Here is a 15,572-nt window from a genome sequence, read left to right on the forward strand (position 1 = left end):
TCTTAATGACTTACTCCAATAATCATAGCTGCCGTCATTCCTAAAACCATTACGATGCCGCCGACTGGAGCCAGGCCCATGTGCATCCAGTTTGTAGACCTTCTTTTTTGTTGGGATTTATGAAACTTTTCTGGATTCTTTCTAAAAACTGTCAGACATTGTTCAGAATCAAAATAGTGCGTGTTTTCCATGTATTTAAAGTTTATAGCACTTTTCTCGCTAACGACTACCCCACATACAGGATCCACGTGTTGACCTTGAGCTAAATCTATACGGCTGCTGCTACAAGAGGTGAAGGTGAGCAGGGCGGTAATCCAAATCAAGAGTATGATTAGAAAATTTCTTTTTCTGAGGGTGCTCGCAAAAATCGATTTCATCTTTTTATTTTTACTATTTTTTTATTCCACCACTATAAGTACCAGTCTCTCAAAAATGCCATGGATAGAGCTAGAAGAAAGAGTATTACGAAAGCACATATTGCCAGAAATTTATCACTCTTTTTGGCCTTGGAACGATACCGCTCTTTCTTTTTCTTTTTCTTTCTTGATTTTCTCCTTTGTTCCCTGTAAGATCTCATGATAGAATTTTATGGTACTTATTATCTCTAATTAGTTCAAAATCTTCCTGATCCTTTTTCGAAAACTTTATTCAAAAAGTGCTGTTGTTCATACATTGTGCCTGCCAATGGGCCGGTAACCGATGTGGGGGAATGGGAAAAACCTCCGGCCCATTTATGCAGGCCTTAATATTATCTAACTTCCAATTTTTCCTGTTTTCAAAGCTTTTTTGTATGTAGCTTCCGATTTGTAGTAGGCTACTTCGCCCTTTTTGTTTAGCAGGACAATAAAAGCTTCAGATTTGTCCACGGCCTCGCCGGTTACAGGATCAACAGCCACGCGGGCCGTTTCTTTTTCGTTAAGGGTGTCAACGCACATGTTACAACAGCCATAGTAGATCTTACCATTTACACCTATTGGAATCTGAATTTTGGCCATATATGCATCGTTGACCATACATACTAAATTATTTGGGATCTGATCTCCAATTTTATAATTGTGCTCTGCTTTCACAGTACTTTCTGCTACTTGATTAACCTCCGTTTGCGTTGTTTGCACTTTTTCTTTCTCTTGCGAATTACAACCGGACAAAAACATTGTACCTATTATCGCTAATGCGAAAATTTTTATTTTAGCTTTCATATTTCTTGCGCCTGCTTTATGGACCGGATAAGTCTTGAGGGGATAGTAGGGGAAACCACCGGTCCACTTACGCAGGTCTTTTTTATTTTATAGTTTCTTGTATACTACCACACTTCAGCATTTTTCCTCCGAAAAATGGATTTTGAATTGCCTCTTCGTGGCTTAGCCAAAAACCTCCTGAGTTATTATTAGCCATTGGACAGCGGGCAAGATATAATTGGTTGTCAGCAATTTTTCCCTCAAGAAAACTTGCAAATGCATTGCTGAACTCAGAAAATGCTCCTTTTTGTGCTTCCAGATTGGGACTGGTAGTCACCTTTGTTACAATTTTCTTTAATTGACCAGTCCCTTCAAACTCTCCGAGAGCGCCTAGAAGTTGCTCTGCTTCCTCCTTCGCCAGTTCTTGATCAGACTTGAGTATTGCGGCTTTAAGGGTTAAATAGTCTTCATAAGCTGTAGTTATTTTTTCGTTATTAAATTTTGGGATTTTACTGTCCATCATTTTCATCTCACCTTTCTCCATTTTATGATGGTCCTGGTGCATCATTTTTTTCTCCTGGCTGTAACCCAGGCTTACCGTCATAAGTAATACTGCTGCAATTTTTACTTTTAAAATCTTCATAGTTTTGATTTTAGATATTAGTATTTAATTTATCTTTCAGTTTTTAGTTTATTGTCGATCTCACTTCACCGCAGGTAAGCATGGCTTCTCCAAAAAACGGGTTCCTGATTTCTTTGCTGTTACTTAGCCAGTAGGCACCTTTGTTATTATTGGCCATGGGGCAAAAGTTCACATACAACTTCTGGTTAGCTCCAAAAGCCTCTACGATTTTTATTAAAGGCTGTGAAAGGAAAATAAAGTTTTCGCGTTTCCCTTCTATTGTATTAGCCTCCTTACACAACTTTGTGTGTTTGAACAAGAAGGCCTTTTTTTCTTCCCAGAAATCCTTAGCATGACCAGACAGGGAATTTCCATCAAGTTTATCAAGAGCAGACAACAGTTCTGTACTCGATTCCTGTGTCTCCTCTATATTAGCCCTAACCAGTCCTTCTTTAAGTTCCAGATAGGCTTCGATTACTTTATTAAGTTGGTTTTTGAAAGCTTTAGGGACATCTTTGCTCATATCCATCACATCTTCCTGAACAAATTTTGAAGTTTTTGTTTGCTCCGGCATGTCGTTCCCCTCTTCCATTTCCATTCCACCGTGATTGTGTCCTGTCATGGCAGGACCACCTTCCGGGCTCATCATACTTCGTTTGCCTTGTAATTGTGCTGCAGCATCCACCTTGAATACTCCATTGGCTACCACCTCATCTCCCGCTTCCAGACCTTCTGTAACCACATACAAGTCCCCTGCCTCGGGCCCTAAGACCACTTCCCTGAACTCAAAGGTAGGCTCTTCAAACTCCGGGCTCTTTACATAGACCACAGCTCTTTTCCCGGTCCACAGGACAGAAGACTTGGGTATTACCAGTGCATTTTCCATATTTTCCAGTTTGCTATTAATGACCCCCTGGGCGAACATGTCTGGCTTTAGCTGGCCTTTAGGATTATCTACTTCTGTTCGCACCAAAGCGACCCGGGTTTGGGGGTTAATAACCGGATCAATAAAAGTAACAGTACTTGAAAAGGTTTGACCCGGCATCGAGGGTACAGAAAAAGTAACTTTATCTCCTTCTTTAATCCAGGCAAGATCGCTTTCATAGGCGTCATAAAGAACCCACACCTTGTTCAAATTAGCAATATCAAAAAGCGGCTGACCTTCACCCACATAATCCCCTTCACTTATATTTCTACTGGTAACGGTTCCCGACTGTGTTGAATAGATATCAAAATTGTATTGCACTTGCCCGTTCTCCTGAATATTCTGAATTTGAACATCTGTCAAATCCCACTGCTTCAGTTTCCTTACCGCGGCTTCATAAAAGGAAGGGTTTGTCTCTTTAAACCTGACAGCTTCCAATAGCTCCTTTTGCGCCTGTACCAGTTCTGGGGAATAAATAGAAGCCAATCTTTCTCCTCTCCTCACTTCCTGTCCCGTGAAGTTCACAAATAATTTCTCAATACGTCCCGGAAAACGTGCAGTCACAGCCGAAACATTGCGCTCATCTGCGGTTACCCTCCCCGTAAGATATATCTCTTTAGTAGGTGACCCTGCCTTTACAGTCACGGTTTGAATATCGGCAATTCTGGCTGCGGCTTCACTCATTTGTATCTCAGAGTCATTGACAGCTGCAGACGCTTTTACGGGTATTAATTCCATGCCGCATATGGGACAATTTCCCGGTTCCTCCTGTCTGATCTGTGGATGCATTGCACAAGTCCATATTTCTGATTCTCCTTCCTCATGAGCATGGGCTTCCTCCAGCTGATTTTCGTTGGTGGCTGAACTTTCTGATGTTCCACCAAAAAAAAGCCACCCCAATAGGAGCCCTCCAAATAAAAAGCCGAGGCCGATATAAATTGATTTCTTATCTATCTTATTCATAATTTTCTCCAATTAAATAATTGATCCTGTATACGTTGTTATTTTGTTCTGTTCTTGCCCTTGCCAGTTCAAGGCCGTAGTTTAAAAGCTGTCGTTCCATACGAATGATCTCCAGGACATTATTTCGGCCTGTGGAAAGTTCAGTCTGGAACAGCTCCAGGGATTGTCGGGCAATTGTTGTTAAACGGCCATAAAGCTCAACATTCCGTCGTGCGTCAATGTAGTCGCGATATAAGCGTTCCAACTCGGTTTCCAGTTCATTCTCCAGGTTTTCCCTTCTCAATTCCACTGCCTCTTGCTGCAGGATGGCTTCCTGCCGCATGGACTTGTATTTTTTTCTGTAAAGAGGTATCCGAATCCCCACCTGTGGAAAAATGAAAACATCCTGTCCATTGTCGGGAAGTGCCATTCCGGGTTCTAAATCGGTTCTTGGGGCAATATTCGTATAGCTTGCACCTAACGTAAATGAAGGTAAACCCATTTTTTTAGCCACCGTAAGCTGCTCCCCGAAACTCCTCGCCTCATGGTCGAGCTGTTCAAGGCGCGGATTTCTGGCTAAGATCATCTCCAGCAGAGCCCTCTTCTCAATTATAAGTTCTTCCTCCCAAAGATTGTCGGGAAACTCAAGGGGTTCCTGGAGTTCTGAATTTAACAACTCTTCAAACTCCGTCACCAGGGGAAGCCTGCTGTCCCGCAGGTATGCGAGCCTGCTTTCCAATTCTTCCTCTTCCAGTTCAACCTGCAGTACAGAGGAAAAACCTGTACTCCCGCTCTCGAACTGCACCTCAGCAATGGCCTTAAAAGAGCTAAGCAGTTCCAGGTTTTCTTCCATAACCTCGATAGCTGTTTCAAGGTAATACAACTCGGTGTAGGTTATTTTTATATCCCTGTAAAGCTCAAGTTTAGCATCTTCAAAAACCTGTAACCTGGCCTGAGCCCTTTCAGCCGCAACCCGCTCCTGAGCTCCAAGAGTCCCAAACCAGGGAAACATCTGGCTAAAGGAAGCCATAGCCTGTTGCGCCCCTACCCGGGTTTCTACTGGTTGGATGAAGTAACCAAAACTAGCCTGGGGATCGGGCAATGTTCCTTCTTGGGTTACCTCCTCCAAAACAGCGAGATATTCATTGAAAAGGGATCTTAATTCAGGATTTTCTTCGGCTGCCAATACAAGATATTTATTCAAATACCTGCTTTCGAATTCTTCTTCCTGGGCGTAGGATGCCGTTGTAGATATTCCTACAAATAGCATTATCAAAACGCCTGTATTTATGATTTTCTTTCTCATTACTGATTTAATTCTTTTTTATGTTGCTCCTGTAACTTGGGGTTTGACCATTTTCTCTCCTGCCACATGCTATACAGTACAGGAACCACAAACATCGTTATGGTTTGGAACAGCATTCCTCCAAAGGTAGGTATCGCCATTGGGATCATAATATCTGAACCTTTACCTGTAGAAGTGAGGATAGGCATTAGCGCAATTAACGTAGTTGCAGTGGTCATGACAGCGGGCCTTACCCTTTTACTTCCTGCCATTACTACAGCTCTTCTAATGGAAGCTTTGTCTGTCGTTCTTTCTTCAGCAAAAACCTGCTTGAGATAGGTTCCCATAAGTACGCCGTCGTCTGTTGCCACCCCAAAAAGGGCAATAAAACCTACCCAGACCGCAACACTTAAGTTTATAGGCCCTATTTGAAAGACCTCCCGCATATTTTCTCCAAGAAGATTGAAATCCAGGAACCACGTCTGGTTATACAACCAGAGCAGGATAAACCCTCCCGACAATGCCACGAAGACACCTGAAAAGGCCATTAATGTGGTCTGAAAATTGCCAAACTGGAAGTAAAGCAGCAGAAAAATAGCTAACAAGCTGATAGGAATAACAATAGACAAAGTTTTTGCAGCCCTTAATTGATTTTCGTAGTTCCCTGCAAACTTGTAGCTCACTCCGGGAGGTACTACAAATTCTCCTGATTCAATTTTCTCATTGATCAGAGCTTGTGCATTTTCTACTACATCTACCTCTGCAACATCAGCTTCCTTATCAAAAATTACATAGGAGAGCAAGAAAGTATCCTCACTCTTTATGACCTGAGGTCCTTGTACATACTGGACCTCCGCCAAATCTCCCAAAGGAATTTGGACTCCGGTAGGGGTAGGTACCAGTATGCTTTTGACATCTTCAGGATTATCCCTGAACTCACGGGCATACCTCAGCCTAACCCCATACCTTTCCCGACCTTCTACGGTGGTAGTCATAGACATACCTCCCACGGCAGCACTTATTATACGTTGCACATCACCAATAGATAAACCGTATCGCGCGATCGCCTGTCGGTTTATATCAAGTTCCAGATAAGGTTTACCTACTACCCGGTCGGCAAAAACAGACGGTGCTTTTATACCCGGCACTTCTTGTAGGATTGCTTCCATTTGTAGCCCAACCTCTTCAATCGTTTCCAGATCGGGGCCAAATATTTTCATACCCATGGGGGCTCGCATTCCTGTGGAGAGCATTATTAATCTCGTGGCTATGGGCTGCAGCTTTGGTGCAGAGGTGACTCCCGGTAAGCTGGTAGTGCTAACTATCTCATCCCAAATATCGTCTGGTGATTTGATGTGATCCCTCCATTGACGGAAATATTCACCGCCTGCGTCGGGAACCAATAGAGACACATCAAGATCTTGTCGCTGCATCGTCTCAGGATCAAAAACTTCCCCGTTCTGCAAAACATACTGCTCTTCATCGTTCACTTCAAATCGCATGCGACGGCCGTTCTGGTCAAGAACATATTCCGACCTGTAGTTTATAACATTCTCGTACATCGATATTGGGGCTGGATCCAAAGCTGTCGCTGCCCGTCCCCATTTACCTACCGTCATGTCAACCTCTGGAATTGCAGTTACTCTCTTGTCCAGGATTCGAATTGTTTCAATATTTTCCTCTACACCGGAGTGGGGCATTGTGGTGGGCATTAATAAGAATGATCCTTCTTCTAACGGAGGCATGAACTCTTCACCTGCACCAGGAAAGGTTTCACTTATACCCAGCCAAACCTCAGTTTGCCTTACGTTATATCCAAGTTTATCAAAGCCTGTAGCAACAGGACTAAAGATCTTATCAAAACCCTGCCAGGTAAAAAGCCCGAAGAGAATTATCAAAATGGGAAGCGACAAAAATTTCCATTTATTTTCTAAAGCCCACCTAAGGATGGGTTGGTAATATTTTACCATCGCCATTAATAATCCCAGCACTATGACTATAATCCCTCCTACAAAAATGAGATTGGTAAATTCAGATTGATCTGCACCAAGTGGCAACCATTCTCTGTTTAAGAAAAACAGGACCCCAACTAATACAATTCCAATGTTTAGATAGGTTGGATATTTACGCTTTTCTTCAGGCCATCGCGGCTCCAGAAGATTGTTAACTCCCAGTGCTATAAACATTAATCCTACCCAGGCTACCTTAAACAATAGTAAAATTCCTAATGCAATAAGGGCAAAATTCCAAATTCTCCGGGTTTTCTTTTTCCCAAAGTTCATGGAAAAGAGTCCATGCGCCAAGGCGGGGATCACAACGAGTCCCACAAACATCGCAGCAATAAGGGCAAAGGTTTTTGTGAAGGCAAGTGGTCCAAATAACTTTCCTTCCTGTCCTGTCATAGCAAAAACGGGAATAAAACTAATGACCGTTGTTGCCAGTGCAGTTAATACGGCTGAGGCAATTTCAACCGTTCCTTCGTAGATGACGGGCAATATAGGACGACCTTTATTATCAGGTAATTCAAGATGTCGCAGTATGTTCTCTGTGAAGATCACCCCAACGTCAAGCATGACTCCAATAGCAATGGCAATCCCGGAAAGAGCTACGATATTGGCATCTACTCCTGCGTACTGCATGACTATAAACGTCATGAGTACCCCAATAGGAAGTAGACCTGAAATCATAATAGCTGCCCTTAAATTTAGAACGAGTACTATGACCACTATAATGCTAATCAAGATCTCCAGAATAAGTGCTTCCTCCAGGGTTCCTAAAGTCTCATAAATTAATCCGGAGCGATCGTAGAAAGGCACGATTGTAACTTTGGAGACAGTTCCGTCTGCCAGTGTCTTACTTGGCAATCCGGGAGCAATATTCTCTATTTCCTTTTTTACATTATCAATAACTGCGAGAGGGTTCGAGCCATATCTTGCGACAACCACCGCTCCTGTTGCCTCTGCGCCCCCTTTGTCCAGCCCACCGCGCCTGGTAGCTGGCCCCATCTGTATCCTGGCCACATCTTTGAGGCGAATAGGAGTATTCTCATTGACAGCAACAACAGCTTCTTCGAGATCCTCCAGGCTTTCTATATAGCCCAATCCACGAACCAGATATTCTGCCCGGTTAAACTCAATGGTGCGTGCTCCTACATCCAGATTGCTCTCCCGCACAGCCTCCATTATTTGTTTGACATTTACGCCGTAGCTTTTCATCGCGGTAGGATCAATTTCCACCTGATACTCCTTGACAAATCCTCCTATTGAAGCTACTTCAGATACACCTTCGGCAGCAGATAAAGAGTACTTGATATAAAAATCCTGAATAGTACGAAGCTCCTGAGGATCCCACCCCCCGGTTGGCTCACCGGTTTTTGGGTCTCTTCCCTCCAGAGTGTACCAAAACACCTGTCCCAATGCTGTAGCATCAGGACCCAGGGCGGGCTGGACGTCTGCTGGGAGTGTTCCGGCGGGCAGAGAATTTAACTTCTCAAGAATTCTCGAGCGGCTCCAGTAAAATTCCACATCCTCTTCAAAAATTATATAGATGCTTGAAAGACCAAAAAGGGAACTACTTCGAATAGTTTTTACGCCTGGCACTCCCAAGAGTGAAGTAGTAAGGGGATAGGTTATTTGGTCCTCGATGTCCTGAGGAGATTTCCCCATCCATTCGGTATAGACGATTTGTTGGTTTTCACCAATGTCTGGTATGGCATCCACTGGCACGGGATCCCTTGGCATCCAGTCTAAGTCCCAGTTAAACGGTGCTGTAGCTACTCCCCAGGCCATTAAGGCAACCGTAAGTAAAGCGGTCACCAATTTGTTCTCTAAAAAGAACTTTATAGTTTTATTAAGCATTTGGTTTTAATTCTGAATTAATACTCTTTTGAAGCTGCACGTTTGCAACATCAAAAAAACTCTGCTCCGGCGGTAAAGCACCAGAGCCTAAATATTAATTCAGAATCAAATTAAGAAGGTCTCGTTCAATATGTGGATTTCCTGAACGATTAAGGGAGGTATATACTTGATAAAAGGAATATCTTTCGCAGGCAGTTCTTCAAAAAGCCCGTTAAATGAATAAGCAAAACTTACAAGAAATACTTGCTGATCAAAGTTGAGATCATAAAAGGATATCTTCAAATCTTTCTGACCATCAATAGCTATAGAATCGTCAGAACAACCTTTCTCATCAGCTACTCCGGAATCATGTTCCATTCCGCAGGTATCAGCTTCAAAAAAGACTGATTGGTCCACAAGAAAATCACCGCAAAAGTGTTTATTCACAGTAAAGGACATTGTCGATAGGAACATTAAAAATGCCAGGACCAAAGATGATATTTTTAATAGGAAGGCTTTCATAACACTCTTCTAATTTCCTCTATTCATTAGCTAATTATCACTGAAATAAGGTTGAAATTATATTTGGAGCATTTTAATAATTCAATAACAAAAATAATTAATTGCTCTTTTTTCAAATATGATCAAAGTCATATTTTCCCTTTTCTCTCAGAATTCTAAACATAGGACGCATTTTCCTTATCCAGAATAAAGATAGCTCAAAAGGTTCAAAAGCACTTTTAATATAACAGAAAAAACATTCACTATTAAGGGTTTGTAATTATTTAACAGTAAAGACTACGAAAAATGGTCATGAAAAGATTATAAAATATAGAAGAATCATATGACGTTTAGAAAAGAGAATATTTACTTTACCTAAATTACCAGTATCTAAAAATTGAGACAATATAGGCGGCCAAACCTTCTATTTTCCCATGGCTTTCAACAAAAAACTTATTGTAATGTTTCTTTTCACAAAAGATCAATTCCTTACTATCTCAGAACCTATTGAGATCTGTTTTACGTTTTTCTTCTTTATTTTTATAATCCGAAGGAGTTACACCAGTAGCTTTTTTAAAGTGGGTTGATAGGTAGGTAGCACTGCTGTACCCCGTTTCATGAGCAATCTCTAAAACAGTTAGCTCGTTATACTCCAATAACTCCTTTATTCTTTCTATCTTTACTTCACTATAAAACTTCTGAATATTTTTCCCTTCAAGTTTTGTAAAAATATGGGTAAGATGGCTATAGTCGTAGTGTAGACGGCTGGTCAACAGATCTGAAATCTTCTGTTTCCCAAAATCTTCCTCCTTGTAAACCCGCGCAATGATTATTGATTTTATCTGGTTCACCAGGCGTTCATTTTTTTCGAAAATGAGCTCAAATCCCACTTTACGTAACTCTTCCTGAAACAATGTGAACTCAAAATCTGAGAGACTCCTTTCCAACTCTGCCTCTCCCAAAGACACTCTTTTGAAAGGAATTTTTAATGTAGTCAGTATTTCTCTTACGCTCCTTTTGCATCGCTGGCAAACTACATTTTTAATCTGAATAACTCTATGATTTTCAATATTCATAGAATTCCTGTCAATTAAAATTTCCTTTTTCATGGTTGATGGTTGGTTAGTTCTTTAGGTTTTATACTTAGTCATTCATCCTTTGTTCATCTGCACTGACTTGAAAAGGAATACTAATTTTCTTTCTTTCCCAAGTGAGAGAAATTACTCCTTCATCATTTTCTATTTTTTGAACTTCATAAGTCAGTGCCTCCTGGACATTCTCCAGCGTCTCAGAATGAACTTCCAAAACAACTACATTTTCTTTTTCATCATATTCATCCTTTCCATGCTGATCCCAACGGGAATTGAACATGACTTTCCAATTTTCTTTACCGGGAACTGTAAAAAAAGCATACTTCCCGGCAGGCAATATTTCATCACCAATTACCAAATCCTTATTGGTTTCTATCCAGGTCGCTTTATGAGCTCCGGCCTGCCAAACTGTGTTGTAGCCTACCAGTCCGCCAAAAATTATCCTGTCACGCACGCGTGGTGAAGAATAATCTATATGAATATGAGCCCCATCAATTATGGCCATGGTACTGGTATGCGGACTTAACACCTCTTTGTTTTGTGTTGTCACCTTTTCGGCCTGGTGGTTTTCGTGTTGCGCCTGCATCCCACTTGTGGAAAATAATACAAGCAGCACGTAAATAATATATTTTGTGGTTTTCATGGAAAATGTTGTGTTTAATTAATTGTTTTTATTAATGCTTACGCTAATATTTTCAGTTTGGATATCAGAGAAAAATTCCAGTTTTCCTGCTTCATATAGGGAGTCCAAATCACGTAACGGTGTGGAAAACTCTTTGGCTTTATAGTTTTGGTAATCTACGAACCTGATTCCTTCTACCACCCTGGGATTCAACGCTTTCCTGAACCTTATTCCCCCGTCATTGGTAAAAAACCTATAAGCTAAATAATCTACCGTGAAATTTTCCTTGTGGATCCAGTATAAGAACTCATCCTCAAAATCTGTCCCTCCACCTTCCTCACGAAAGGTAACTTTAACTTCGTAATAGGTCTCCCCTTCCACCTCATCTTCCCCCAACAGTTCTTTGTTGGCCGCAGGCGAATTGAGCACAAAAGGCACCTGGACAAAATAATGAACAGAATTTACCCCATCACTTATCCGGGTGACCATCGAATCTGGAACAGTAGCAGCTTTGCTGTTTACAAAACGTTTCAGACCCTCATTGCTTAGAACATCATGTGTGGTGTTACCGGCGGAATCCTTTACAATACGCTCCAACCGGAAGATGTCCCCATTGCGTTTACTCTTATATCTCCTGTTCCTAAAAGTGAAATCGATTTCAGCATTTACATAGTTTTCTCCACCGGAGGCCTCAATACTTTTCTCTATAATTTTCTCACCTTCTGATTTTTTTTCGGAAGTGCCACAAGACAGCGATAATACTGAAACCAGTATAGCAGTTAGAACTGTATTTTTGTGAAAGGTGTTCATTTTGATTTCTCCCATTTTAAAGTACTTAAATTCGATCCCTATGAAAAGTCCCAGATAACGATGGGCTTTCCTCAATTTTACCCCTGTTTTTCTTTTGACCAATAATTATAATTTTTATTTGTTGCTGAAAACTTTTTATAAAGACCCTGCACCTGAAGTGTTAACTAATTAAACAGACAATTTCCAGGCACAGGGCCGGGGGATTATTTTCTTTTACCTTACTTCCATGGCCAAAGAATCCATCCAAACTGTGAATTCTTCCTTCTCCTTGTCAGAAAGTTTCGCATCCCAATGCACCAGGGTATATGATTGCAAAGGCATTTCCCCATCTTTCACCTGGCTGCTTATAGAGCGCAACTTACTTCTTTGCCGCCGGGAGGAATATTCCCCAAATTCACTAAAATTCAAATCTGCCTTGCCTTTTTCAATATGGTCGTTCAAATACCAGGTAAACGGCTGGATCTTATTATACCATGGATAATTGGTATTATTGCTATGGCAGTCATAACAAGAGGTTTGCAGGATGGTATTGATGTTTTCGGGCACCTCGTAAATCTCCGTAAAATCTGATTTAGGAATATAATCACTATGATTGCGGTTTGTGGGGATAAACTGTATCCCCACAAAGGCAACCAATAAAATCAGACCGATGATCTTTAGGAACTTCATTCCTTAAATTTCCTTCTGGACTTCTCCACAGCTAAGCATATTTTGTCCAAAGTAAGGGTTCCTTATTTCCTCACTGGTGCTTAGCCAAATCGCGCCTTTCTTGTTGTTGTACATAGGGCAAAACTGCTGATAAAGCCTTTCGGGGGAACCGGTAATAGCCAGCATATCAACCATATCAATGCTCATTAGTTCAAAATGTTCCCTTTGGTGTGCCATATCGCTATAGGAAATATGATCGGCGTGTTCCTTGGCACTTTCAATAATTTCGGTCAGTTCCTGCCGTTCGGCAGCTTCATAACCGCTCATATTAAAGTTTTCAAAAGCTGCTACGAGGCTTTCACCGGCTTGCGCAGCCCCTTCGGAATTATCGGCTACCAGGGCATTTTTTAGTTCCATATAATCATTAACGATAATTCCCGTCTGTGAATCCTGGTTTTCACTGCCAGACATATTTTCGGAAGTTTGTTCCCCACCTTCCATCATTTCTGAACCTTCGCTCATATTTTCATGGTCCATTCCTGAACGGTCAACGTTTCCTTCTTCATTGTTGTTTTTACAGGATACTGCTGTTAAGCTCACAATTACTAGCATTGCAATTCCTAAGTTAACTTTTAGATTTTTCATTTTTGAATTGTTTAAACTGATATTAATTGATATTGATACTTCACTAAAATCTTATGCTAAGTCCACCCCCCGCACCAAACCGGTTGTCATAACTTCCCATTACAGAAAAATTCCTGGAAAGGAAGTATTCGGCACCCACATTGTACACTTGTTCTTTTTCAAAGTCAGTGCCTTGGGGCAATTCATTTACCCAGCCAAAATCGGCCTGGAACTCATATTCCCCGAATATGACGAATCTTGGAAATAACATAATTTCCCGGCTTAAACTTATTTGCGGTCTTAGCTTATGGTCCAACCGTACATCCAGGTTGAACATATATGGCGTAAAATAGCGTACCCCGGCAACGGCAGTAGTACTTAGTTCATCCAGGTTATCTTTCATTTCATTTTCCACGTTCACCCCACCAAATACCCGAAACCAGTCGTTCAGGTAATATTCGTAAGAAAACTCAGCTTCTAAATTTTCGTTCCAGCCGTATTCTGCAATTAAATTGAACTGGTTCCTGATATTGCTGGAAACCACATTCACTTCGGTCATGTGAGAGGCTACATCTGCTAAGCCCCAGGTAAAAAAGTGATTCCCTTCCTGAAAGAGAATTTCTCTGGGATGTTCTTTCATTAGTGGATTGCGCTCGGTCTGGTAGGTTACTGCCCTGGCCATGCCCCCAACCATGTGATACAGCACATGGCAGTGTAAAAACCAATCACTGTCCTCATTGGCCTCAAATTCAATGATGGTCTTTTGCATAGGTGCTACATTCACTGTGTGCTTGAGCGGAGAATAGGCTCCATGCTTATTAAGAACACGAAAGAAATGGCCGTGAAAATGCATGGGGTGGTGCATCATGGTGAGGTTGTTGAATATTATTCGCACTTTTTCACCTTTTTCAATTTTAATCATATCGGCTTCGGCCAGGGGTACTCCATTCATACTCCAGATGTAGCGCCACATATTGCCGGTAAGGTTCAGCAAAATCTCTCTTTCGGATTTCGTCTCATCAATAGTAGTAGGGACAGGAGCCTGTAGAAAATCATAATTATAATCTGCAAACATTCCCATTTTTGACATATTGGATCCCCCCCTCTGCTGTCCTTTTTCTGAAGTTTGGGTCTTCTCTGAAGAGGAACGCTCTGCCCGAAGGCTGTCAGTCATCGGTTCATGTGCGTCATGATCCATCTCGGGCATTCTCTGCCTGTCCATATTCCCCATTTTTTTATCGTGGTCCATACCCATATCCCCCTCCATTTTTTCACCATGTTCCATGTCCATTCCCCATTCTTTCATAAACTCGTAGGGCTCGACTTTGCCCGGATTGAATTTCATGGCGGGAGCTCCCATACGCATGTCCATTTCTGCCATCTGCATCATCATACCTATTTTATCCGGCCTTGGCAGCACCTCTGCCGGTAGTATGTCTCCACTTCCGAAATAGGCATGTGTAGCCCCTGAACCATCCTGGGCTACGGCCCGCATTTCAATCTGTCCGTTTTCAGGAATGGTAATGATTAGGTCATAGGTTTCTGCGATGGAAATAAAAAGTTTTTCTTTGTTCACCGGGACCACATCCAGGCCATCGGCCGAAACTAAAAGAGGCGGAGTGCCTCCGAAGGTAAGCCAAAATTGCGTTGATGCGGCTGCATTTATAATGCGTAGCCTTACCTTATCCCCGGCTTCATATTTGGTGTAATGTTGTACTGTATCCCCGTTAGTCAAAAAAGCAGGATAATATATGTCCGCGATATCTGCACCTTCCATGCGCTGACGCCAGAAATCCAGCTGGGCACCCAAAGCGCCCCTGGCAATTACACGGTTCAAGGGAGTCGCAGTTCCTTTTTTAATGCTGTACCATTCGTTGCCGCGCTTTAGGTTCCGCAGGACATTCCGCGGTTTCTCAAAAGTCCAATCCGATAGAACCAGTACTTCGTCGTGATCATAATTATAAGCGGCCGATGGTATTTGTGGTTCTATGACAATTGAACCGTATACGCCACTTTGTTCCTGCAGCATGGTGTGAGAGTGATACCAGTAAGTCCCAGCCTGAATGAGGGGAAATTCATACTTCTGTATCTTACCGGGCTCTATGGGTGGTGTAGTGAGGTAAGGCACTCCGTCGTAAAAATTGGGTAGCAGGAGGCCGTGCCAATGAATTGAAGTTTCCTCTTCCATTTCATTCTTAACGTATATAACGGCATATTCCCCCTCTTTAAAGTTTAAAGTTGGACCGGGAATGCTGCCGTTAATCGTCATGCCCATGCTTTCCTCTCCTGCAATATGGACCATTTCTTCATCTAGGGTTAAATGGTACTCCCGTACAGGTAAATTATCCACATTCCCTTCTAATGAGGGGGTTTGTTGGGCATTAGTAAGATTTATTGATACAACTATTAATAATACTGCAAAAAGATGTTTTTCCATTTCCTATTAATTTAATTAATATTTGAACATGAAGTCATTTGTAGTGGCTAT

At 41.8% G+C, this 15,572-nt stretch carries 13 protein-coding genes; all 13 read right to left on the reverse strand.

Annotation, left to right across the window (positions count from 1 at the left end):
- Positions 1-2 precede the first annotated feature (2 nt).
- A complete protein-coding gene (locus OQ279_RS09275; RefSeq protein WP_266069603.1) occupies positions 3-377 on the reverse strand; it encodes a YHS domain-containing protein in 375 nt (124 codons plus the stop codon).
- Positions 378-752: 375 nt separating this feature from the next.
- A complete protein-coding gene (locus OQ279_RS09280; RefSeq protein WP_266069604.1) occupies positions 753-1,199 on the reverse strand; it encodes a hypothetical protein in 447 nt (148 codons plus the stop codon).
- A gap of 82 nt (positions 1,200-1,281) precedes the next feature.
- Positions 1,282-1,821, reverse strand: coding sequence for a DUF3347 domain-containing protein (locus OQ279_RS09285; RefSeq protein ID WP_266069605.1), 540 nt, complete (start codon positions 1,819-1,821; stop codon positions 1,282-1,284).
- A 43-nt stretch (positions 1,822-1,864) separates the two neighbouring features.
- Complete coding sequence (locus tag OQ279_RS09290) at positions 1,865-3,688, reverse strand: efflux RND transporter periplasmic adaptor subunit (RefSeq protein ID WP_266069606.1); 1,824 nt, start codon at positions 3,686-3,688, stop codon at positions 1,865-1,867.
- Complete coding sequence (locus OQ279_RS09295; protein WP_266069607.1) at positions 3,681-4,973, reverse strand: TolC family protein; 1,293 nt, start codon at positions 4,971-4,973, stop codon at positions 3,681-3,683. Before OQ279_RS09295 ends, OQ279_RS09290 begins: the two co-directional genes overlap by 8 nt.
- Positions 4,973-8,809 carry an efflux RND transporter permease subunit gene (locus OQ279_RS09300; RefSeq protein ID WP_266069608.1) on the reverse strand — a complete coding sequence of 1,279 codons (3,837 nt, stop codon included), beginning with the start codon at positions 8,807-8,809 and terminating at the stop codon, positions 4,973-4,975. Before OQ279_RS09300 ends, OQ279_RS09295 begins: the two co-directional genes overlap by 1 nt.
- Positions 8,810-8,914: 105 nt before the next feature.
- Positions 8,915-9,310 carry an HYC_CC_PP family protein gene (locus tag OQ279_RS09305; protein WP_266069609.1) on the reverse strand — a complete coding sequence of 132 codons (396 nt, stop codon included), beginning with the start codon at positions 9,308-9,310 and terminating at the stop codon, positions 8,915-8,917.
- A 476-nt stretch (positions 9,311-9,786) separates the two neighbouring features.
- The gene (locus OQ279_RS09310; protein WP_265164200.1) at positions 9,787-10,398 is read right to left on the reverse strand and encodes a helix-turn-helix domain-containing protein; all 612 of its coding nucleotides are present in this window, start codon (positions 10,396-10,398) and stop codon (positions 9,787-9,789) included.
- A gap of 34 nt (positions 10,399-10,432) precedes the next feature.
- Positions 10,433-11,023, reverse strand: coding sequence for a DUF2911 domain-containing protein (locus OQ279_RS09315; protein WP_189602862.1), 591 nt, complete (start codon positions 11,021-11,023; stop codon positions 10,433-10,435).
- Between the two features lie 18 nt (positions 11,024-11,041).
- The gene (locus OQ279_RS09320) at positions 11,042-11,827 is read right to left on the reverse strand and encodes a DUF6503 family protein (RefSeq protein WP_266069610.1); all 786 of its coding nucleotides are present in this window, start codon (positions 11,825-11,827) and stop codon (positions 11,042-11,044) included.
- Positions 11,828-12,025: 198 nt separating this feature from the next.
- Positions 12,026-12,481 carry a heme-binding domain-containing protein gene (locus OQ279_RS09325; RefSeq protein WP_189602861.1) on the reverse strand — a complete coding sequence of 152 codons (456 nt, stop codon included), beginning with the start codon at positions 12,479-12,481 and terminating at the stop codon, positions 12,026-12,028.
- A 3-nt stretch (positions 12,482-12,484) separates the two neighbouring features.
- On the reverse strand, positions 12,485-13,105 hold the full coding sequence (locus tag OQ279_RS09330) for a DUF3347 domain-containing protein (RefSeq protein ID WP_265164202.1): 621 nt from the start codon (positions 13,103-13,105) through the stop codon (positions 12,485-12,487).
- Positions 13,106-13,148: 43 nt separating this feature from the next.
- The gene (locus OQ279_RS09335; protein WP_266069611.1) at positions 13,149-15,521 is read right to left on the reverse strand and encodes a multicopper oxidase domain-containing protein; all 2,373 of its coding nucleotides are present in this window, start codon (positions 15,519-15,521) and stop codon (positions 13,149-13,151) included.
- Between the last annotated feature and the right edge of the window lie 51 nt (positions 15,522-15,572).

The organism is Salinimicrobium profundisediminis (assembly GCF_026241755.1).
In the GTDB taxonomy this organism is placed as follows: domain Bacteria; phylum Bacteroidota; class Bacteroidia; order Flavobacteriales; family Flavobacteriaceae; genus Salinimicrobium; species Salinimicrobium profundisediminis.

What these genes read in the sequence shown, in the direction of transcription:
- OQ279_RS09285 (WP_266069605.1), bottom strand. Translation starts at nt 1,821, where the DNA reads ATGAAGATTTTAAAAGTAAAAATTGCAGCAGTATTACTTATGACGGTA.
- OQ279_RS09330 (WP_265164202.1), bottom strand. Translation starts at nt 13,105, where the DNA reads ATGAAAAATCTAAAAGTTAACTTAGGAATTGCAATGCTAGTAATTGTG.
- OQ279_RS09325 (WP_189602861.1), bottom strand. Translation starts at nt 12,481, where the DNA reads ATGAAGTTCCTAAAGATCATCGGTCTGATTTTATTGGTTGCCTTTGTG.
- OQ279_RS09315 (WP_189602862.1), bottom strand. Translation starts at nt 11,023, where the DNA reads ATGAAAACCACAAAATATATTATTTACGTGCTGCTTGTATTATTTTCC.
- OQ279_RS09290 (WP_266069606.1), bottom strand. Translation starts at nt 3,688, where the DNA reads ATGAATAAGATAGATAAGAAATCAATTTATATCGGCCTCGGCTTTTTA.
- OQ279_RS09335 (WP_266069611.1), bottom strand. Translation starts at nt 15,521, where the DNA reads ATGGAAAAACATCTTTTTGCAGTATTATTAATAGTTGTATCAATAAAT.
- OQ279_RS09275 (WP_266069603.1), bottom strand. Translation starts at nt 377, where the DNA reads ATGAAATCGATTTTTGCGAGCACCCTCAGAAAAAGAAATTTTCTAATC.
- OQ279_RS09305 (WP_266069609.1), bottom strand. Translation starts at nt 9,310, where the DNA reads ATGAAAGCCTTCCTATTAAAAATATCATCTTTGGTCCTGGCATTTTTA.
- OQ279_RS09295 (WP_266069607.1), bottom strand. Translation starts at nt 4,973, where the DNA reads ATGAGAAAGAAAATCATAAATACAGGCGTTTTGATAATGCTATTTGTA.
- OQ279_RS09320 (WP_266069610.1), bottom strand. Translation starts at nt 11,827, where the DNA reads ATGGGAGAAATCAAAATGAACACCTTTCACAAAAATACAGTTCTAACT.
- OQ279_RS09310 (WP_265164200.1), bottom strand. Translation starts at nt 10,398, where the DNA reads ATGAAAAAGGAAATTTTAATTGACAGGAATTCTATGAATATTGAAAAT.
- OQ279_RS09280 (WP_266069604.1), bottom strand. Translation starts at nt 1,199, where the DNA reads ATGAAAGCTAAAATAAAAATTTTCGCATTAGCGATAATAGGTACAATG.
- OQ279_RS09300 (WP_266069608.1), bottom strand. Translation starts at nt 8,809, where the DNA reads ATGCTTAATAAAACTATAAAGTTCTTTTTAGAGAACAAATTGGTGACC.